Below are 20,142 nucleotides of genomic sequence, written 5' to 3' on the forward strand. Positions count from 1 at the left end.
CGTCTCGGGCCACCCGACCGGGCGGGCCGACCGGGCGCGCGTCAGGCGGCGATCAACCGCGGGCAGCAGGGCCGAGAACGGCGGCCCCCCCGCACGGCAGCAGGGACGTTCTCGGCGGCGGGACCCGTCGCGGCGGCGAAACCAATCGCGGCAGCGGGACCAATCGCGGCGGGGTCGGGCCGCGGACCGGTGGCGGGCATACCGCCGCCGGCCAGACTGATGCGACAACTGTCGATGGATGGGACGCTACACGTCATCGGGTCCTCCTCGGGTATCCACGCCCTGGGGTGCACCGACGGCCGAAGTATCCTGGCTCCCGGATCGACGCTCACCCCCGGCCTTCCAACCGCGCGACGCACGGTCGTGGCTCCACAAGGGGGATCACTCCCCGGTGACAGTGGCGGGACCGCGCCGGATTCACACCGGCTTCCTTCACTGCCGTCCGGCCGCGAACTCTGCCACACCAATACGTCCCGGTCAACGAAACGAGGGCAGAGCAGCGGTCGACCAGTCCCGGAGCCGCCGCCCCGGGGGTGTCCCTAATGGGTTTGTCAACGCGCATCGAGGGCTTTGGCCCAGACGATGATGTGGTCGATGGCGTCACGGGTCAGGCCAATCGTTGGGTCGGGGGTGATCAGCAGGGTGGGGCTGGTGCGGGTCGCGGCCCAGGTGTGGGCTTGGGGTGTGTGGAGGTCGTCGATCCATGCCGCGGGCCGTTGCTGGGCGTAGGCGGCGATGAGCGGGATTTTGTCGCTGGGGTGGAACGGTGCGGCTGGCATGGTGATCACGGGCAGGGAGGTGATGTGCAGTAGCGGTGCGAGGAGCTGGTTGGCTTCGTCGTTCCAGGCCGTGGCCCAGGCGACGTCCAGGACGGTGCTCGCTTCGGTGATCCAGGCGCCATGTGCGGAGTTGACACGGACGGGTTCCTCGTCGGGGAACAGGTGGTGCTCGGTGTAGCCGGCCGGTGGTTGAACAGTTCCGTAGGGATTGAGGACACCGTCGACGTCGAGCAGGAGCAGGGGCCGGGTCATCTGCGGATTTTGCCTGATGTGGTCAGCCGGGGGTGACCGCGACGATTGGTCTTGGCTGGTAGGGAATCTTGTCGCGGAGCATGGCGAACAGGACGTTGCAGCGGCGTCGGGCGAGGCAGATGAGGGCGGCGTCGTGGCGTTTGCCTTCGGCGCGTTTGCGGTCGTAGTAGGCGCGGCTGACGGGGTCGGTGAGGGCTGCGAACGCGGCGAGGAAGAACGCTCGTTTGAGGTTTTGTTGCCGCCTCGCGGTGGGTGCTCGCCGCGGATGCTGCTGCCGGATCGTCATACCGGGCCGGGTGACCGAGGGCCCCCGGGTGGGGACGATCAAAAAGGTAACGGTCACGGCGGCTACCGGAGGCGCCGCTCCGGGTGGGCCCGGTTCCAGGCGCGCATCCGCTCCGGATAGCCCATCTTGGCTGCCTCGTACAGCGGCAGGGCCAGCCGGCGGGCGAGTGACGCGGCAACCCGCGGCGACCCGGTACGGCGGCGGATCCACTCGCCGTCGTGCGCGATCGCCACCACCGTCGTGTCCGTCGCCGTCGTCTCCGGCTCCAGGTAGAACTCGACCCCGGTCCGGCTGGCGACGAACTGCTCCAGCGCCACCAGGTCCGCGCGGGTGCCCTCCCGGTCGAGCTTCGTCGGCACCCCGTCAGACTCCCAGGTACGCGACCGCTTCCGACTGAACCAGCCCATGCCGCTCCTCCTCGCATCTCCGGTGCCGCCGGCCTCCAGTGCACCACCCTTGGCTGAGCGCCGCCTGTACGCCCCCTGATGACGCGCTGAGGACGCGCTGCCGGCGGGTGGGCCCAAGCCCGCAGGGAGGCGTCGGCCGGCTCACCGTCCCGGGGGCGGGAGTGAGGCGTGCGTCACCGCGAGCACGAGCCGGTCCCAGGAGTGGGTCAGGCTGCGACCGGTGAGCTCGGTGAGCCGGCGGAGCCGATGGCGCATGGTCTGCGGGTGCAGTCCGACCGCGGTCGCGGCCTCGATCGCCGACCCGTGGGTGAGGTACGCGTCGAGCCCTTCGAGCAGGTGGGCGTTGGCGGGGGTGAGCACCGGCCCGAGAACCGCGGCGTGCAGTGCGGCACGGTCAACGGGAGGCGTGCCGTGCAGTACCGCGACGGTGAGCGCGTCGCCGCGGTCGAGCACGGTCCGGCGGGCGAACGCCGCCACGGGTGCGTGCTCGAGCGCGGCTACCGCAGCCCGGTAGTCCTGGGGCAGGGTCGCCGGGGAGGCGCCGCTGATCAGACAGGCCCGCCAACCGCCAGCGGCCACGGCCGCCACGACCTCGGACTGCTCGTGCCCGTCCGGGAGCAGCAGGACACCCGCGCCGGCCCGCACCGTGCTCAACAGCGCACCGGTACTCAGGTCGACCGGGCCGTGGTCCGCGCCGGCGGCCGGCGACGCCACGAGGGTGGCGACGCGGGCCGGGTGGGTCTCCGGGCTCTTCGGATCGCCACCGGCGAGGAGGAGGCCGAAGCTGGTGGGAACGCGGACGTTGAGCTGCTCGGTGCGGTCGGCGAGGGCGCCGGACGAGGTCTGACGACCGGCGAGCAGATCGTGCAGGAACTCGTCAATCAGCCGGCGCCGGTCGGTGATCAACTCGGCGGCCTTGTGCTGATAGCCGTTGGCCAACGCCTCGGACAACTCGTCGAGCGCGGCGACCAGGGCCTGCACCAGCGCGGCGAGGTCGGCGACGGTCAGCCCGGGCGGGGCATGCGCGGCGATGGCGTCCGTGATGACGGCCGCCGCGACCCGATAGGCGCGCAGCACCGCCAGCAGTGGTCGACCGTCGGTGGCGCGGGTGGCGCCGATGCCCCGAAAGCGGTTGACGTCCCGGGTGGTCAGCCGAGTGCCGTCGACCCACATCTCGGTGAGCCGGGTGACGGCCCACCGGGTGATGGCGGTGACCTCCCGCAGTTGGGTGTCGCTGAGTTCTCGGTAGATCGGGACCTGGTCGACGACCGCGCCGACCAGCTCGTCCACGAGAGTCGAGCTACGCTCGGTGAGCAGCCGATGTACGATCAGCCGTTCCGCGAGGCCCACCCCGGTCACCGCCCCTCGCGCTGACAGCCGGCCCGACCACCCCCGGACCGCGCGGATTGACAATACTCATGCTCACCGGGCGCGGAAGTGGTGGCGTCACCCGGTTGACTGCGGCACGGTGGGGCAACCCCCGGCGCCGCCCCGCTCCCCGCGATCGGCCCGGAAGCGGGTCAATGCCCGCCGCACCGATAGGAGGCAGCCGTGGAAGCTGACATCGTCGTGGTCGGAGCCGGTCTGGCCGGGCTGGTCGCCGCCGCCGAGGCAGCAGACCTCGGCCGGAGCGTGCTCCTCGTTGACCAGGAGGGGGAGCAGAACCTGGGCGGGCAGGCCTTCTGGAGCCTGGGCGGGCTGTTCCTGGTTGACAGCCCCGAGCAGCGGCGGATGGGCGTCCAGGACTCCCTCGAGTTGGCCCGGCAGGACTGGTTCGGCAGCGCCCAGTTCGACCGGGACGAGGACCGGTGGCCGCGCGCCTGGGCCGAGGCGTACCTGGAGTTCGCCGCCGGAGAGAAGCGGTCCTGGCTGCGGCAGTACGGGCATCGCGTCTTCCCGGTGGTCGGCTGGGCCGAACGCGGCGACGGCCGGCCCGATGGGCACGGCAACTCGGTTCCACGGTTCCACATCACCTGGGGCACCGGTCCCGGCGTGGTGGCGCCGTTCGAGCGACGGGTACGGGCGCACGTCGACACCGGGCGGATCCGGTTCGCGTTCCGCCACCAGGTTGACGGGCTGCTGGTGGAAGCCGGTGCGGTGGTCGGGGTGCACGGCCGCCGGCTGGAGCCGACCACGGCCGAGCGAGGCCGGCCGAGCAGCCGCACCGTGGTCGGCGAGTTCCAGGCCCGGGCCCAGGCCGTCATCGTCACGAGCGGTGGCATTGGCGGCAACCACGATCTGATCCGCCGGGCCTGGCCGGCGCGGCTCGGCAGCCCGCCGAAGCGGATGGTGGCCGGAGTGCCAGCCCACGTGGACGGCCGGATGCTGGGCATCGCCGAGGAGGCCGGCGCCAACATCATCAACCCGGACCGGATGTGGCACTACGTCGAAGGGCTACGGAACTGGGATCCGATCTGGGAGAACCACGGGATTCGCATCCTGCCCGGCCCCTCCTCACTCTGGCTGGACGCCGCCGGCAACCGGCTGCCGGCTCCGTACTTCCCCGGCTTCGACACCCTCGGCACCCTGCGCCACCTGCGCCACAGCGGCTACGACTACTCCTGGTTCCTGCTCACCCAGAAGATCATCGAGAAGGAGTTCGCGCTCTCCGGCTCCGAGCAGAACCCGGACCTGACCGGCAAGGACCTCAAGCTGCTGCTGTCCCGGGTACGGGCCGGTGCTCCCGGGCCGGTCGAGGCGTTCAAGCGGCACGGCGAGGACTTCGTCGTCGCGGACACCCTCGACGACCTCGTCGCCGGGATGAACCGCATCGCCGACCCGGACGTGCCGGCGATCGAGGTCGGCCGGATCCGTACGCTCGTCACCGAACGGGACCGGCAGCTCACCAACACCTTCGGTAAGGATGCCCAGGTCAAGGCGATCCGCTCCGCCCGCAACTACCGCGGTGACCGGCTTCTGCGGGTCGCCGCGCCGCATCGCCTCCTGGATCCGAAGGCCGGGCCGTTGATCGCCGTACGGCTCAATATCCTCTCCCGCAAGACCCTCGGCGGGCTGGAGACCGACCTGGACGGTCGCTGCCGGACCCGTGACGGCGACGCCTTTCCCGGCCTCTACGCCGCCGGCGAGGTGGCCGGGTTCGGTGGTGGCGGCATGATGGGCTACAACGCCCTGGAGGGCTCCTTCCTCGGCGGCTGCCTCTTCTCCGGCCGGGTCGCCGGCCGCGCCGCCGCCCGCCAGCTCAGCTGACCGGCTGGGCCGGGCGGGGCCGCCGTTGCGAGGTGTAGCTCCACAGGCCGTGGGCGACGCCAACCTGCACCGCGGTCGGGCCGAGCACCGCGACCGCGGCGACCAGGCACGTCAGCAGGGTGCGGCCCGGCGACGCGTCGGTTGCCACCGCCAGGACGGCCGCGTAGGTCGGGGCCAGGACGCCGGCCGCGACCAACGCGACCACCCATCGGGTGAGCGCCCCGCGCCGCTTTGCGGCAACCTCACCGAGAAGACTGGCCGGCACGAACAGCGTCGGCACCAGGACGGCGCCCCCCAGCACGAGCAGCGCCGTCATTCCCAGCACGCTGACCGGATAATTGCGATCCACATCACTTATCAGGGGGAACCCATGGCGTCCGAGGAAGAGCAGAAGCACCTGTCCCACAAAAACCAGCCAGGCGGCGGCGGCACCGGCAAGGTGGTGGGCAAGGGTTCGGATCAACTGCGCCTCCCAACGACGTCCATTGAGGATACGCACCGGCCGTCCGAGCGTTCGCTGCCCCCGGGCCGGGACGGTCAGCGGGGAGGGCGGGTCACCGGCAGCAACGCCAGCGACGGCAGCAGCAGGACCGGCACGACCAGCAGGGCGTGCAGCGTCCCGACCCGGTCCCCGATCAGGCCCAGCAGCGGTGGCCCGGCGAGGAACGCGGTGTAGCCGATCACGGCCACCACGCTGACCCGGGCCGCGGCGTGCTCCTCCGCGTTGGCCGCCGCGCTCATCCCCACCGGGAAGCTGAGGGAAATGCCGAGGCCCCACAGCGCCACACCGGCGACCGCAACCGGTCCGGAACCGGCCAGCACCGCCACGATCACGCCGACCACGGCGAGCAGGATCGTGGCGCCGAGCACGGGCACCCGGCCCCAACGGTCCAGGGCGAGGGTGCCGACGGTCCGTCCCACGGTCATGCCGATCACGAACACGCCGTAGACGGCGGCGCCGGCCGCCTCGGTGACGCCGTAGCCATCGACGAACGCGACCGCGACCCAGTCGGTGGCGACCCCTTCACTGAACGCCGCTACCAGCACAAAAAGGCCGATCAGCAGGGTCCGTGGTTCCCGCCAGGCGGCCAGCACCGCTCGGCGGCGGGCCGCCGGGGAGCCCCCGTCGGCGTCCGACGCCGGCTCGGGGACCGGTAGAAACGCCCGGGTGCCGGACACCGTGCCGAGCAGCACCGCCGCGCCAACGAGCGGCAGGTGGACCGCCAACGCCAGCCCCACCTCAGCGGCCACCGCACCGAGGCCAGCCCCCGCCACCGAGCCCAGGCTCCACGCCGCGTGGAACCGTGGCATCACCGTACGACCGAGCCGCCGCTCAACCACGGCGCCCTCAATGTTCATCGCGACGTCACAGGTACCGGTGCCGTAGCCAAGGACAACCAGACCCACCGCCACCCCGGGCAGCCAGCCCGCCGCGCTCGCGCTGACGCCGGCGATCCCCAAGCCCACGGAGACCAACAGGGTCGCCACCGCCACCGTCCGGGCGGTGCCCAGTCGCTGGGCGACCAGACCGGAGGTGGGCATCGCCAGTACGGCTCCCGCCGACATCGCGAGCAACAGCAGCCCGAGCCGACCGGCGGTGAGGTCAAGCGCCTCCCGGACCGCCGGCACCCGGGCGAACCAGGACCCGATGGCGAGGCCGTTGAGGGCGAACACCACCGCGACACCGGTACGGGCGGTGCGCACCAACCGGTGTACGGCAGCAGGCGCGGCCGAGGTTGTGACGCTGCTCACCAGAGGTTCCTTTCGCTTCAGTATTGGCCTGGCTGCACGAGCACACCCCTGAGAACGTTCTCATTGCAAACCGAAAAGTAGTCACAGGTCACCGTCGTCGGGCCGAGCAATAATGTCCTGACGACAAGCGTCGCCCCGGCGACGGGAACGGGGGGACCACGATGCCGGCACCGCAGCGCGCGCCGACCCTGGCGGATGTGGCTCGGGTGGCCGACGTCTCCCGGGCCACCGCCTCTCGGGTACTGGCCAACAACGGGTACGCCGCGGCCCATACCCGCGACCGGGTCACCGCCGCCGCCGAAAAGCTCGGCTACGTGCCGGACCCGGCCGCCCGCGCCCTGGTCCGGGGCACCGGTGTGCGACTGGTCACGGTGGTCCACGGCACCTCACCCCGGGTGCTCGAGGACCCGTACGTCGACCAGGTTGTCGGCGCCGCCGCCCGGGTGTGCGCCCCGCACGGCGTCGGTGTGGCCCTGCACTGGCTGCCGACCCGGGACCTGGCCCAGCTGCGCCAACTCGGCGAACAGCGCGGGGTGAGCGGGCTGATCCTGGTCAACACCACCCCCACGGTCCTGGCCGCTGTGCCGCCCACGCTGCGCGGGCGGGTCGCCTCGCTCGGCGTCGGCTCCCCCGTGGTGGCCTCCTTCGACATCGACAACGGTGGCGGCACCACCGCGCTGGTGGAGCACCTGTACGCGACGGGCCGCCGCCGCATCGCCATGATCAGTGGTTCTCGCTGGCTACCCTGCGCCGGCCGCTCGGTGCGCGCCTACCGGGGAGTGTTGCGCGCAGCGGGGCTGCCGCCCCGGCTGGTGCGAGGTGACTTCACCGCGGGCCGCGGGCGTGCCGCAGCCCGGGAGGTGCTGGCCCGCTGGCCAGACACCGACGCGATCGTCGGTGCCAGCGACGTGACCTCGTTCGGCGTACTCAGCGGGCTCCTCCGAGATGGCGTCCAGGTCCCCGGGGACATCGCGGTGACCGGCTTCGACGACACCCCACTGGCCGCGATGACCAACCCCTCGCTCACCACGTCCACCCACCCGGTGGCCGGAATCGCGACAGCGGCGGTGACCGCCGTACTGGCCGGCAACGCGACCCTGCCGCCAACGCTCTTTCCGTCCCGCCCGGTGCACCGGATGAGCGGCTGACACAACGCGCTACTCCGCAGAACAGGCGCGGTGCTAATCTCCCGCCTTGGGCGCTACAGTCCCGGTTTCTCCTTTTCACCCCCAGAAGGACGTTGCGATGACAGGCACTCCAGCCGACCCGGGTGTCCTACATCCGATGCCCGAACAGCCACGTCTGGTGCTGCTGAAGCCACTGATCACCTCGCCACTGATCGAGGTCGGGGAGTTCACCTACTACGACGACCCGGACGATCCGACGGCTTTCGAGGTGCGCAACGTTCTCTATCACTACGGGCCGGAACGGCTGGTAATCGGCAAGTTCTGCGCGTTGGGCGAGGGCGTACGGTTCATCATGAACGGCGCCAATCACCGTATGGACGGGCCCTCGACCTTCCCGTTTCCGATTATGGGTGGCTCCTGGAGCGAACACCTTGACCTCATCACCAACCTGCCCGGGCGAGGAGACACGGTGGTGGGTAACGACGTGTGGTTCGGCTACCGCACCACGGTAATGCCCGGCGTCCGCATCGGCAGCGGGGCGATCGTTGCCTCGGGATCTGTCGTTGTTGACGATGTCCCCGAATACAGCATCGTCGGCGGTAACCCGGCCCGGGTGATCCGCCGCCGCTTCCCCGACGAGGAGGTCGCCCGCCTGATGGCGCTTGCCTGGTGGGACTGGCCGTTACCACTCATCACCGAGCACATTCGCACGATCATGTCCGGCAGCATTGACGCCCTGGAGACCGTGGCGCCGCCAGCGAGCTGAGGACTCTGGTCCTCCCGCAACAGCGACGCGAGGCCGCTGCGGGGGTGAGGCCGGGCGCCCCAAGGCCGGCCCACCATCGGACGTCCGCCGCGCCGGCTCCCGCGCAGTCAGCCGAGCGCCGATCGGCACGCCGCGCCGCTGCCGCCCCACTGGCCCGGTCCTTGTTAACGTGAGTACGCAGCGACACCGCACCCGCCGGCACTCCCCTCGTACCTGGCACCGACCGCACCACCCTTCGACCCGGCGGACCGGTTGACGGACGAGGGAGGCGACATGGCCGACGGCCCGGCGGCGGAGGCGCCCCCGCCGCCCGAAGCCCCCGATCCGGATCAGCATCGCCCGGGCGCTCCGGACGCCACGCGGCCTGGCCGCTGGGCCCGGCCGGTGCGGGCGTGCCGACGGAGCGCGACCCTGCTGGCAGCCGGAGTGCGGCGAGTAACCGCCCGGCTGGCACCAGCGACCCGTCGGTTCGCTGCCCAGCTGACCTGGGCGGCCCGGCGACTCGCCGCCCGGCTGGCACCGGCTGCCGGGCGGCTGTGGCGGTGGCTGCTCACGCTGGCCCGTACGGTCGACACGGCGGCAAAACAGGGCCCAGCCCCACCCCCACCACAGGACCCGATCGAGCGGCGTGAGCCGGCCGGTCCGATCACCGTCTTCGCCCGCGGCTACGTCTTCACCTTCACCATCCGCGCCGATCTCACCTGGCGTTCGCAGGGACTGCGACCGGATCAGCTGGCCTGGTACGCCCACTACTTTCTGCCACCGGCCACCCAGCGGCTGACCAGCATCGCCGCCGATCTCGCCCGCACCGTCGCACCGCACCGGGCCGGCGAGTTGGAAGCGCAGCTGCAGCGGAAGCTCGCCGGGCAGGAGCCGTGGTCGTTCGCACGCGGCGGTCAGACGGTCACCTGCCGGCCCGAGGCGTGGGTGCAACTCGACGAGCGGGTCCGCCAAGCCCTCCAGCCCTACTGGGAACGGGTGATCGCGCTGGACTGCCGGCACGAGGAGCTGCTACGCCGCGCCCGCTACGCCGAGCAGCTCAACCGACGCTGGTCGGCGATCCTCGCCGATCTGCCCGACGCCGACGTCCCGGAGGCGGTCCGTGAGGAGCTGGCCCGCGCCCGGGAGCGGACCCTCTCCGAACAGCGGGACGCCGCGCGGTGGAGCGGTGAACTGCTACGCCAACGCCACACCCGCTCGGAGTCCGAAGCGGAGCCGGAGGTCTCCGGCTAACGTCCCGGAATCGGGCTGCGGGCCACTCAGCTGGGGACGTCGCGGCGGCGGAAGCCGGCCAGCCCGGCGGCGAGCAGCGCACCGGCCACCGCGGTGAGCAGCACCAGCGGCAGCACGGTCACCTCGACCGCCGGCACCGCCGGAACATGGGTGTACGGCGAGAGGTTGAGCACCGCCTGCGGCAGGTCGAGCGCCGCGCCGAGCTGCCCCAACAGCAGGAATCCGATCAGCACCGCCCAGGACAGCGACACCGACCACCGGGGAACCAACCCGAGCAGCGCGGTCACCAAACCCGCCACCACCAGCAACGCCGGTAGCTGCAGCAGCCCGGCCCCGCCCAGGTGGAGCGCCCACCCGCCCGGATCACCGGCCGCGAGTCCGTAGCCGAGGCCGGTCGCGAGCCCGGCCAGCAGCACGAGGACCGCCGCGCCCAGGACGGCGCCCACCACCTGGGTGGCCAGCCAGCGAACCCGGCCCACCGCGGTCGCGAGTACCGCCTCCAGGACGCCGCCGGACTCGTCGGCGCGGGTACGCAGCAACGCCTGCACCACGTACGCGCCGATGACCAACGCGAACATCCCCAGCATCGCGGCGAGGAACGCGTCAACCAGGTCGTCGACCCCGCCGCCCATCGCGGCGATCAGCTCGGCGGCGGCCGGATTCTCGGCGATCACGTCGTTGACCTCGTCCGCGGCGAAGCCCATCGAGATCCCGAGGATCACCACCGCCACCGACCAGCCGACCAGGGCGCCGCGGTGCAGCCGCCAGAGCAGTCCGCTCGGGCTGAGCAGGCTGGCGGCGGCACGGGCCGGCCCCCGCCGGTCACTGAGCAACCCGGCGCCGAGGTCCCGCCGACGGGCGAGACCGAACGCGGCCAGGGTGGCGCCGACCAGCAACACGATCGGCAGGCCCAGAACCCACCACCGCTCGGCACCGAACGCGCGTACCTGGTTGCCCCAGCCGAGCGGGGAGAGCCAGGACGGCCAGGCGCTCACCAGTTGCAGGCCGTCCCGCTCACCGAGGACATCCCCGGCGGCGCGGAGCAGGAAGGCCACCCCGATGGTGGCCGCGGCCAACGCGTTCGCACCACGGGAGGTAACCGTGAGCTGGGCGGTGACGGCGGCGACCGCGGTGAAGGCGACGCCGACGCCGCCGACCGCACCGGCGGCGGCGAGGGATCCGGCCAGCGGCAGGCCGGCGGCGGCGAAGGCCAGCCCGAGGAGGAGGGCGGCGGCGACGTTTGCCCCGACGACAACAAGCAACGGGGCGGTGAGCAACGCGTGCCGACCGACGACGGCCGCACCGAGCAACTCCGCCCGGCCGGTCTCCTCGTTCTGTCGGGTGTGCCGGACGACGGCGAACGTGCTGACCAGGGCGGCGAGCAGGGTTAACGTCAGGTACGCCTCGGCGACGACGATCGAGCCCAGGTCGGCGTTGAAGATCGGCCCGTTGAAGGCGCGCGCCACCACGCTGGTGAGCGCGGTGTCGGCATAGCTGAGGCGAGCGGCCTCGTCGGGGTAGAACTCGATGACGCTGCCGGCGAGGGCGAACCCGAGTAGCGGCGTACCGAGCAGCCAGGCCCCGAGCTTGATCCGGTCGCGGCGCAGGACGAGCCGGGCCAGTCGGCCGGTGCCGGTGAATGCGCTCACCGGGCCGACTCCGCGCCGCGGTCGGCGACGACCTGGCCGTCATCGGCCCCGTCGTAGTGCCGCAGGAACAGCTCCTCCAGGGTGGGCGGTGCGCTCACCAGCGCCCGGACCTCGAAGCGGATCAGGTGGGCGAGCAACGCGTCGAGGTGCTCCGGCTCGACCTCCAACCGGACCCGGCCGTCAACGTCGCGGACCTCGTGCACGCCGGGTAGCTCCGCGACGCCGGTCAACGGGCGCACCGTCTCGACGGTGACCGTGGTGCGGGCGAGGTGCCGCAGCTCACTCAGGGAGCCGGACTCGACGGTACGGCCGGCGCGAATGATGCTGACCCGGTCGCAGAGCGCCTCCACCTCGGCGAGCACATGGCTGGAGAGCAGCACCGTGGCGCCGTTGCCGGTGAGCCGCCGCACCTCTTCCTGGAACACCGCCTCCATCAACGGGTCGAGCCCGGAGGTCGGCTCGTCGAGCACGTACAGCTCGACATCGGAGGCGAAGGCGGCGACGATCGCCACCTTCTGCCGGTTGCCCTTGGAGTAGGCCCGGCACTTCTTGGTCGGGTCGAGGTCGAACCGCTCCAGCAGCTCGTCGCGGCGGCGCTGGTCCAAGCCACCGCGCAGGGCCCCGAACAGGTCGATCGCCTCCCCGCCGGAGAGGTTGGGCCACAGGTTCACGTCGCCCGGAACGTAGGCGAGCCGGCGGTGCAGCGCCACCGCGTCGCGCCACGGGTCACCGTCGAGCAGTCGCACCTTGCCGGCGTCACCACGCAGCAGCCCGAGTAGGACGCGGATGGTGGTGGACTTCCCGGAGCCGTTGGGCCCGAGGAAGCCGTGCACCTCCCCCGCCTCCACCTGCAGGTTGAGCCCGTCGAGCGCGCGGACCGCGCCGAAGCTCTTCACCAGGCCGTCAATCGCGATAACGGGCATGGGATCTCCTGTCGCCGTCAGTTCGCGCCGGGTGCGCGCTCGGTACCCCGCCCGGGTGAACCGATCACCATCACCCTAGGGGCCCCGCGCCACGCTATAACGGTGTCGAATCCGGCTCGAAACTCGGTCCGGAGGGTGACGGGCACCGGGCCGGGTTTGATTGGCCCGAGCGCGGGTACCCGGCGCACCCGTCCGCGGGACGGGACCCGGCCATGCTCGGTGGCCAGGTAGACGGTGCGACGGGACGGTGGCCATGGATTCGACGCTCGGCCATCGGCCCTCCCGGGCCGCCGGACAGCGGCCAGAGGGGCACTGAGCGTGTGCGGCATCAGCGGGGAAGCGCGTTTTGACGGCTCGAGGCCGGACACCGAGGCGGTGATCCGGATGAGCCAGGCGATGGAGTCCCGCGGCCCGGACGACACCGGCCACTGGACGGACGGCTGGGTGGCCCTCGGGCACCGCCGGCTCACCATCATCGACCTCTCCGACGCTGGCGCCCAGCCGATGGTGCGCGAGGACCTCGGATCAGCGCTGGTCTTCAACGGGTGTATCTACAACTATCCGCAGTTGCGCGCGGAGCTCCGGGCCGCCGGGCACACCTTCCGTTCCACCAGTGACACCGAGGTCATCCTGGTGGCGTACGCCGAGTGGGGGGAGGCCTTCGTCGACCACCTGGTCGGCATGTTCGCGATCGGGCTGTTCGACCGGACCCGCCAGCGGCTGCTGCTGGCCCGCGACCGGCTCGGCATCAAGCCGCTCTACCTGGCGGAGTCCCCCGGTCGCCTGCGCTTCGCCTCAACCCTGCCCGCGCTACTGCACGCCGGCGAGGTGGACACCGACATCGACCCGGTTGCCCTGCACCACTACCTCTCCTGGCACTCGATCGTGCCGGCGCCGCGGACCGTACTGCGCGGCGTCCGGAAACTGCCCCCGGCGACGCTGCGGGTGGTCGAGGCGGACGGGCGCAGCCGCGAACACGTCTACTGGCAGCCGGAGTACGCCCGCGACCCCGCCCACGCCGGTCGGGATGCCCGGGACTGGCAGGCAGCGGTCGGGGACGCCCTGCGCGCGGCGGTTCGCCGGCGGCTGGTGGCGGACGTCCCGGTCGGGGTGCTGCTCTCCGGTGGACTGGACTCCAGTCTCATCGTGGCCCTGCTCGCCGAGGCGGGCCAACACCACCTGCAAACGTTCAGCATCGGATTCGACAGCCAGGGCGACGAGGTCGGCGACGAGTTTCACTACTCCGACCAGGTGGCCCGGGCATTCGGCACCGACCACCGGCGGATCCGGCTCGCCGACAACGACCTCCTACCGGCGGTACAGGCCACCATCGCCGCGATGACCGAGCCGATGGGCAGCCACGACGTGGTGGCCTTCCACCTGCTCAGCGAGCAGGTGGCCAAGCACGTCAAAGTGGCCCAGTCGGGGCAGGGCGCCGACGAGGTGTTCGCCGGGTACGGCTACCACCAGCCGCTCGCGAGGGCGCACCGGGACGGGGCGGCGGAGGTCTTCGCCGCCTCCTTCTTCGACCGTGACCACGCCGAGTTGTCCCGGGTTGTCAGTCCGGCGTACGCCCACGACCGGGATGCCAGCCGGGAGCTACTCGTCGCCGAACTGGCCGCGCCCGGTGCGGAGACCGCGCTGGACGCGGTGCTGCGCCTGGATACGCACCGGATGCTCCCCGACGACCCGGTCAAGCGGGTGGACAGCATGTCCATGGCGTGGGGGCTGGAGGTCCGCACCCCCTTCCTGGACCAGGATCTGGTCGCGCTCGCCGCGGCCTGTCCACCGGAGCACAAGGTGGCGCAGGGCGGCAAGGGCGTACTCAAGGAGATCGCTCGGGAGGTGCTGCCGGCGGAGGTGATCGACCGGCCGAAGGGGTACTTTCCGGTGCCGGCGCTGCGCAACGTCTCCGGGCGGGTGCGGGAGCTGGTGCTGGACGCGCTGCGGGCACCGGCCGCCCAGGAACGGGGGCTGTTCCAGCCCGGGTACGTTGACGAACTGCTCGCCGATCCGGCGGCGACGCAGGCCGCGGCCGGCAGCAACAAACTGTGGCAGCTCGGGCTGCTGGAGCTGTGGCTGCAGACGCACCAGCGGTAGGACGGACGGCCGCACCACCACCAGAGTACGGCGAAGACCGATCCTCGGCGGGCTGATCAACGAGTACGAGCGAGCCGCGTAGATCCTCAAGAAGCCGCAGGCCACCGCAGGTATGGAGTATTGAGCCCCTACAGGCTAATGCGTGCCGCCCTGCCCCACTGCGACGAACGGCAGGACGACGATGTCTCCCAACACCTGATGAAGCCGAGATCCCACCCGGCACGGCTTTGATGTCTCGTTCGATCAATCCCTTCGTATTCGCGCACCTATTGAGCTTGTATCGGTTTAGCTCGTGGTGGCTACTATCGCCTGCCTGGTAGTCGAGGAGCCCCCCCCGGTCTGCCCGGGTGGTTCGTACCTTGTCGTTCACGGGAAAGGACCCTGACACCGCGATGAAGCATCACGAACATGAACCGGACCGACCAGGTGGACGCCGGGTGGGGTCACGATGGTGGGCTGTCGGCCTGGCCGGTGTGTCCTGCCTGGCCCTGACCACCGTCGGCGCTTCCGTCGCTTCGGCTGCTGACGCCAACGAACGCAGCCTCACCACCACCGGCGACCAGCCCCCTACCGAGGGCTACCACGGTAAACGCGACGACCGGGGCAAGGGAACAGACGACCGGAAGGGGCAGAAGGAGAAAGAACCGGAGGGTGTTCCGGTTCCCTGCGACGCGGACAGCCTGATCGCCGCGATCACTTTCGCCAATGCCCGTGGCGGTGCCGTCCTCGATCTCGCCAAGAATTGCACCTATCTCCTCACCGCCAACATCGACGGCAATGGACTGCCCGCGATTACCGCCCCCATCACGCTCAACGGCAGCAAACACACCATCATCGAACGCGCCGCCGCCGTCGAACAGTTCCGTATCATCGCCGTCGACCCAGGCGGTGACCTTACTCTCCAGAAGTTGACGATCACCGGCGGGCAGACCACCAACGCTGGCACTGACGGCGCTGGCATCTTCGTGAACGTGGGCGGAGCGTTGACCACCAACCACAGCACCGTCACTCGCAATATTGCCGGCGGTAGTGGCGGCGGCATCGCAAACAACGGCAACACCCAACTCAACAATTCCACAGTCAACCGCAACACCTCGAACTCTAGTGGTGGCGGTGTTTCAAGCATCGGCGTACTCGGCATCAGCAAGTCTCACATAGATTTTAATAATGCCTCTCTTGGAGGCGGTATCGTGAGCTCGGGAACTTCTCAGATAGAAGGCAGTAGTATTTCCGGCAATCGGGTACAGGGTGCTATCGGTGGCTATTTTATAAACAGCGGGACTAGCCTTATCGCGAACAGTGAAGTGACGAATAATGTCGCTGCAGGATCGATTGGCGGTATCTTTGTTAACGTCTCCACGCAGGTGACACTCCAATCGGTCACCCTCGCCGGAAACGTGGCTAGTTCAGGACTTGCTGGCGGCCTTGGGACAGACGCAAACTCCTCCGTTGTCATTGAGGACAGCGTTGTTAAGAACAACAACAGCAGCAACCAGGGAGGTGCTATCTTCAATTCTGCCGGGATGGTGCTACGGGGCACGAAGGTCACCGGAAATCAGGCCAACCTGGGCGGCGGAATCTATAACGGCGGCGGCGGTACGCTAACCCTTTTCGCCACTGCGGTCGTTGAAAATATTGCCATTACCGACGGCGGCGGCATCTTCAACGCGGGCGGCACGGTCGAGCTGAACACGGCCACCGGCACTGTGGTGGTGAAGAATCGGCCGAACAACTGCTCCGGCGCTGTACCCGGCTGCCCCGGGTAACGATTCAAGCGCATCGGACTTACTGAGCCTCGATCCACCGATGCGGTTCGTGATGGCCGCGGTTGAATAGATTCGATTTCGAGTGGTTTCGGGCAGGACGGAGTCGCCGATTTCGTGATCGGCTTGCTCCGGGCGTGGTCGTTCGGGATGACAGCGGGGTTCGTGGCCTGTGGTCGGGCCGCCTGGTTCCGGTCGGTATGTGGTGGTCAGCCGGGTGCGGTGTGGACGGCGGTGAACAGGTTGTCGAACCCGGCCTGCCAGGGCCAGTGCTCGGGTAGGTGCAGGTGGACGGTACGGGCCCGATGCGCGAGACGGGCGGCGACGTTGATGATCCGGGCCCGGATGGTGGCGGCCCGGGCGGCCGGCCAGGCTCCGGCGGCGAGGTGCCCGGCAGCGCGGGTCAGGTTGTAGGCGATGCCGGCGCAGGTGAGCCAGGCGGCGTTGGCGTTGAACCGGCCGGACGGCAGGTGCGCGAGTGGTCCGGCGATCAGATCCGCGTTGATCTGCTCGATGACCGCGTGTTGGCGGTGCTGGGCTTCGGCCTGCACGAGGGTGAACGGGCTGTCGGTGAAGACCGCGTGATATCGGTAGGCCGGCAGGAGTTCTTCCTGACCAGGAGCCTGAGCCGGGTCGTTGCGGCGGGTCCGGCGCACGATCAGCCGGGCGGTCACCTGGTGTCGGGTCCTGGCCCGACTCCCCATAGGCGTCACGCTATGCAACCAAAGCGGAGACGAAAAACACGGACCGTGATAGCCGCCGGCGGCCCTAGCGCATGTCAACACAATGATCAAGTCATATCCTCGGCGACGGCTGGGCGGGTCACGTTCGTGGCGGGTCGTGCCTGCGCTGCGGAGGCAGCGAATGCGGCGTCACGGGTAGTGATGCTCGCGGCGTGTTCGGGACCGCTCCGGACTTGGTGCAAGTCTTTACGCAATGTTACATCCCACCCCTGGTGGACCGCGCTTTTCGATGCGCGGCGCCGGCGGAGCGGGGGCGATCCGGCTCGTTCGCGGGGAGTGCATCGCACCCACGGCGGTTCGGGTTGCCCATAGCCGTTCCGCGGATGTGCACTGTCGTCATGAACACTCACGACGGTCCGAGAGCGATAGTGTCCGAGGTTCACGTTGACGAGGCCAGCCCTCACCCGGCGCTCGCTGACTCCTCGCCGCACATCGTCTGCCTGCCCTGGTTCGGGATGACCAGACAGGCCATGGCGACGGCGTTTCAACCCGCCTTCGCCGGATTCGGCCTCCGGACGGCTCATCTGGACCTGCCGGGGCACGGGGACTCCCCGGTGAGCTGCCCACCCGACTCACAGAGCGTGCTGGAAACTGTTTGCTCGTGGCTGGAACGGCACACCACCACGCCGGTCATGCTCGCGGGCGCCTCCTACGGCGCCTATCTGGCTGCGGGGATCGCCCGTCAGCGGCCCGAGCTGGTGCGAGGGCTGCTGCTGGTCTGTCCCGGCGTACGGATGGTGCGCAAGCACCGTGACCTGCCCGGGTCACCGCCTGCTGCGGCGCCAACGGGCTGGCTGAGCGGAACGCCGACTGAGTGGCACGAGCACTTGGAGAGTGCCCTTGGCAACCGCACTCCGGCCGTTGCCGCCGCTGTCATGGAGGCCCTGCGGCTCGGCGGCGCGGGCGATGAGGAGTTCAGGCGGAAGCTGCAGACCGGCCCGGCCTACTCCCTGCCCGACGAGGCGGCGGAGAGCCGGTTCGCCGGGCCGGTCAGTGTCCTCGCCGGACGGCAAGACGGAGTCGTCGGCTACGCCGATCAGTTCCATGCCATGCGAAACTACCCCCGCGGCACGTTCGCCGTATTGGACGAGACCGGGCACTACCTGCCCTTCGAGCAGCCCGCCGCACTACGCGCGCTGGCACAGGACTGGCTGCGGCGCGCGAACGCCGCAAGACCCGGCCTGTAACCGCGCGGCTGGCCTATTACGCGGTAAGACTGCGTCGTCTTGGTGCACGGCTGTAGGTAGTCCTGCTCGAGCCGAGTAAGCCGACCGCAGCCATGTACACGACCTGCGGCTTGGGCCTCATTAACCCGGCTGACAATGGCCGGCTTTGGCGCCCCGTGCCGGATCGGGAGGTTTGAGAACCACCGACGTTGTTATGGTGGTAGTCGGTCAGCCGGGCCGTCGTCGACAGCGAAGTCCTGGTGCGCGATCGAGATCAGGCCGGGGTGGGGCGGGTCTGCGCGGCCAGGTGGGCCAGCACGGCGCGGACATCGCAGCCGGTCCGCTCCAGGATCCGACGCTGCCGGGCCGCACCGGTGCCCTCGTCCCGGAGCCGGGTCAGCTGGTCGAGCACGTACCCCCGGTCGCCCTGTCGCTCCAGGGCGGGCGTGACGAGGGCGAACATCTCGTCCACCAGGTCCCAGGCCGGCCGGGCGTGCCCGGTACGAAGGTCGACGAGGTCACCGTCGAGCCCGTCGTGAGCGGCTCGCCAGTGCGCGGCGGAGACCAGGCAGCCTCGGGTCCGGGTCGCGCGGGCACCGCCCCGGACCTCCGCCGCGAGGGTCGCGACGAGGGCACGTACCAACGCGGCCACCAGCACCGTGTCGTCAACCGTGGGACAGACGTCGCCAACCCGAACCTCGACCGTGGGGTACACGACGGAGGGCCGGACATACCAGTAGACCATCCCGGCATCGAGCATGATCCCCGCCTTGATCAGGTCCGCCACCGTGGCGTCGTAGTCGGCGGCCGAGTCGAAGTACGGGGTGGGGCCGATGCTCGGCCAACGCTCCAGCTGCATCCCCCGCCAGCTCGCGTGCCCGGTGTCCTGGCCGTCGTGCAGCGGCGAGTTGACGGTGAGGGCCTGCACGACCGGCAGCCACGGGCGCAGGTGATTGCAGACCTGGACCGCCAGTTCCCGGTCGGGCAGGCCGACGTGCACGTGGCAACCGCAGACCGCCGGGTCGTGCGCGACCGGTCCGAACCGCTGGGACATCGCGTGGTAGCGGGGTTCGTCCGGTACGGTCCGGTGTGCCTCGTTCACCGGAGTCGCTCCCACCGCGACGAGGCGGGCGCCGGCGGTCTCGGCCGCGTCAATGGCGGCGGTGCGCAGCGCCACCAGGTGCCGCCGCAGCTCCGTCAGGTCGGATACGACCGGCGTCACCATCTCGACCATGCTGTGTCGAAACTCCTGCCGGCTCTGCTCGTAGGCGGTGCCGGACAACCCGTCGAGTACCCGGGCGGCGACCGGCATGCTCTCCCCCGTGTCGGAGTCCAGCAGCAGAAACTCCTCTTCCACCCCGAGGGTGAGGGTGTCCAGGTCGGGACGGTCGGTGGCCGGACGGTACGTCATGGCGATCGGCGTCCGTTCGTCGGGCGGCGCGCGACGCCGCGTTGCCGGGGTGCCGTGGTGCTGATTTCCCGCGCGACGGGGCGGGAAACACCCCGGCTGGTGACAACCGGCAGGTCCGGATGCGGCGCAGCCGGCGGAGGTCAGGACGCGGCGCAGCCGGCGCAGTTGCCGAAGATCTCCAGGGTGTGCCCGACCTCGGTGAAGCCGTGCTCGGCCGCCACCTGGTCGGCCCAGCGTTCGACTGCCGGGCCGGCCACCTCCACGGTCCGTCCGCAGGACCGGCAGACCAGGTGGTGGTGGTGACGACTCTGGCTGCACTGGCGGAATAGCTGTTCGCCGCCGGGCAGCCGGGTGGAGTCGATCTCACCGGCGTCCACCAGAAGCTGCAGGGTCCGGTAGACGGTGGTCAGGCCCACCCGGGCGTCGCGGTCGCAGAGCATCCGGTGCAGTTGCTGCGCCGTGTGGAACCCGTCGACCTCCCCGAGCAGCGCGAGCACCTCGGCTCGCTGCCGGGTGTTCCGGGTTGCGTTCGGAATCGTCTGCGGCACCGTACTCCCCACCATCTCACGTGTGCTGAC

General features: G+C 70.4%; 17 protein-coding genes, 1 pseudogene and 1 riboswitch. Of the genes and pseudogenes, 7 read left to right on the forward strand and 11 right to left on the reverse strand.

Features of this window, described 5'->3' with window-relative positions:
• Nucleotides 1-302: 302 nt before the first annotated feature.
• Nucleotides 303-433: riboswitch (cobalamin riboswitch) on the reverse strand.
• A 118-nt stretch (nucleotides 434-551) separates the two neighbouring features.
• The 4 genes and pseudogenes from H0524_RS05450 to H0524_RS05465 all read right to left on the reverse strand — a co-directional run bounded on the left by H0524_RS05450 (nucleotide 552) and on the right by H0524_RS05465 (nucleotide 3,083).
• On the reverse strand, nucleotides 552-1,031 hold the full coding sequence (locus tag H0524_RS05450) for an HAD domain-containing protein (protein WP_180197672.1): 480 nt from the start codon (nucleotides 1,029-1,031) through the stop codon (nucleotides 552-554).
• Nucleotides 1,032-1,053: 22 nt separating this feature from the next.
• Nucleotides 1,054-1,313: pseudogene (locus H0524_RS05455) on the reverse strand (IS110 family transposase); the annotation flags it as partial.
• Between the two features lie 66 nt (nucleotides 1,314-1,379).
• On the reverse strand, nucleotides 1,380-1,724 hold the full coding sequence (locus tag H0524_RS05460) for a hypothetical protein (RefSeq protein ID WP_018215709.1): 345 nt from the start codon (nucleotides 1,722-1,724) through the stop codon (nucleotides 1,380-1,382).
• Nucleotides 1,725-1,865: 141 nt separating this feature from the next.
• Complete coding sequence (locus tag H0524_RS05465; protein ID WP_180197673.1) at nucleotides 1,866-3,083, reverse strand: CdaR family transcriptional regulator; 1,218 nt, start codon at nucleotides 3,081-3,083, stop codon at nucleotides 1,866-1,868.
• 192 nt (nucleotides 3,084-3,275) lie between these two features.
• Between H0524_RS05465 and H0524_RS05470 the strand changes: the two genes are divergently transcribed.
• Entirely contained in the window at nucleotides 3,276-4,931 is a 1,656-nt protein-coding gene (locus H0524_RS05470; protein ID WP_180197674.1) for an FAD-binding dehydrogenase, read from the forward strand.
• On the opposite strand, the gene H0524_RS05475 is transcribed toward H0524_RS05470, so the two are convergent.
• Nucleotides 4,924-5,394: a hypothetical protein gene (locus H0524_RS05475; protein WP_180197675.1), complete on the reverse strand. Its 471-nt coding sequence runs from the start codon at nucleotides 5,392-5,394 to the stop codon at nucleotides 4,924-4,926. The two genes, H0524_RS05470 and H0524_RS05475, sit on opposite strands and share 8 nt — an antisense overlap.
• Before the next feature lie 74 nt (nucleotides 5,395-5,468).
• Entirely contained in the window at nucleotides 5,469-6,683 is a 1,215-nt protein-coding gene (locus H0524_RS05480) for an MFS transporter (RefSeq protein WP_309225018.1), read from the reverse strand.
• 161 nt (nucleotides 6,684-6,844) lie between these two features.
• Here H0524_RS05480 and H0524_RS05485 point away from each other — a divergent pair, with 161 nt between their 5' ends.
• The 3 genes from H0524_RS05485 (at nucleotide 6,845) to H0524_RS05495 (ending at nucleotide 9,809) form a co-directional block, all read left to right on the forward strand.
• Nucleotides 6,845-7,831 (forward strand): LacI family DNA-binding transcriptional regulator, encoded by a 987-nt coding sequence (locus H0524_RS05485; RefSeq protein WP_180197676.1) that lies wholly within the window; start codon nucleotides 6,845-6,847, stop codon nucleotides 7,829-7,831.
• Between the two features lie 97 nt (nucleotides 7,832-7,928).
• Nucleotides 7,929-8,576, forward strand: coding sequence for a CatB-related O-acetyltransferase (locus H0524_RS05490; protein WP_026322186.1), 648 nt, complete (start codon nucleotides 7,929-7,931; stop codon nucleotides 8,574-8,576).
• Nucleotides 8,577-8,849: 273 nt separating this feature from the next.
• Nucleotides 8,850-9,809, forward strand: a complete 960-nt coding sequence (locus tag H0524_RS05495; RefSeq protein ID WP_180197677.1) for a hypothetical protein — start codon at nucleotides 8,850-8,852, stop codon at nucleotides 9,807-9,809.
• A gap of 26 nt (nucleotides 9,810-9,835) precedes the next feature.
• On the opposite strand, the gene H0524_RS05500 is transcribed toward H0524_RS05495, so the two are convergent.
• Both H0524_RS05500 and H0524_RS05505 read right to left on the reverse strand, forming a co-directional pair.
• Entirely contained in the window at nucleotides 9,836-11,458 is a 1,623-nt protein-coding gene (locus H0524_RS05500; RefSeq protein WP_180197678.1) for an ABC transporter permease, read from the reverse strand.
• Complete coding sequence (locus tag H0524_RS05505) at nucleotides 11,455-12,381, reverse strand: ABC transporter ATP-binding protein (RefSeq protein ID WP_180197679.1); 927 nt, start codon at nucleotides 12,379-12,381, stop codon at nucleotides 11,455-11,457. Before H0524_RS05505 ends, H0524_RS05500 begins: the two co-directional genes overlap by 4 nt.
• A gap of 318 nt (nucleotides 12,382-12,699) precedes the next feature.
• On the opposite strand from H0524_RS05505, the gene H0524_RS05510 reads away from it, so the two are divergent.
• Together H0524_RS05510 and H0524_RS05515 are read left to right on the forward strand one after the other, a co-directional pair.
• Nucleotides 12,700-14,481, forward strand: coding sequence for an N-acetylglutaminylglutamine amidotransferase (locus H0524_RS05510; protein ID WP_180197680.1), 1,782 nt, complete (start codon nucleotides 12,700-12,702; stop codon nucleotides 14,479-14,481).
• Nucleotides 14,482-14,954: 473 nt separating this feature from the next.
• On the forward strand, nucleotides 14,955-16,247 hold the full coding sequence (locus tag H0524_RS05515) for a right-handed parallel beta-helix repeat-containing protein (RefSeq protein WP_375371993.1): 1,293 nt from the start codon (nucleotides 14,955-14,957) through the stop codon (nucleotides 16,245-16,247).
• A 206-nt stretch (nucleotides 16,248-16,453) separates the two neighbouring features.
• Here H0524_RS05515 and H0524_RS05520 read toward each other — a convergent pair whose 3' ends face one another.
• Entirely contained in the window at nucleotides 16,454-16,948 is a 495-nt protein-coding gene (locus H0524_RS05520) for a transposase (protein ID WP_375371994.1), read from the reverse strand.
• 407 nt (nucleotides 16,949-17,355) lie between these two features.
• Between H0524_RS05520 and H0524_RS05525 the strand changes: the two genes are divergently transcribed.
• Complete coding sequence (locus tag H0524_RS05525; protein ID WP_180197682.1) at nucleotides 17,356-18,174, forward strand: alpha/beta fold hydrolase; 819 nt, start codon at nucleotides 17,356-17,358, stop codon at nucleotides 18,172-18,174.
• Nucleotides 18,175-18,427: 253 nt separating this feature from the next.
• Here the strand turns inward: H0524_RS05525 and H0524_RS05530 are convergent, their stop codons facing one another.
• Complete coding sequence (locus tag H0524_RS05530; RefSeq protein WP_180197683.1) at nucleotides 18,428-19,564, reverse strand: glutamate--cysteine ligase; 1,137 nt, start codon at nucleotides 19,562-19,564, stop codon at nucleotides 18,428-18,430.
• 140 nt (nucleotides 19,565-19,704) lie between these two features.
• Nucleotides 19,705-20,127 (reverse strand): Fur family transcriptional regulator, encoded by a 423-nt coding sequence (locus tag H0524_RS05535; protein ID WP_018724739.1) that lies wholly within the window; start codon nucleotides 20,125-20,127, stop codon nucleotides 19,705-19,707.
• Nucleotides 20,128-20,142: the final 15 nt, after the last annotated feature.

This window comes from Salinispora sp. H7-4 (assembly GCF_013416675.1).
Lineage (GTDB): Bacteria > Actinomycetota > Actinomycetes > Mycobacteriales > Micromonosporaceae > Micromonospora > Micromonospora vitiensis.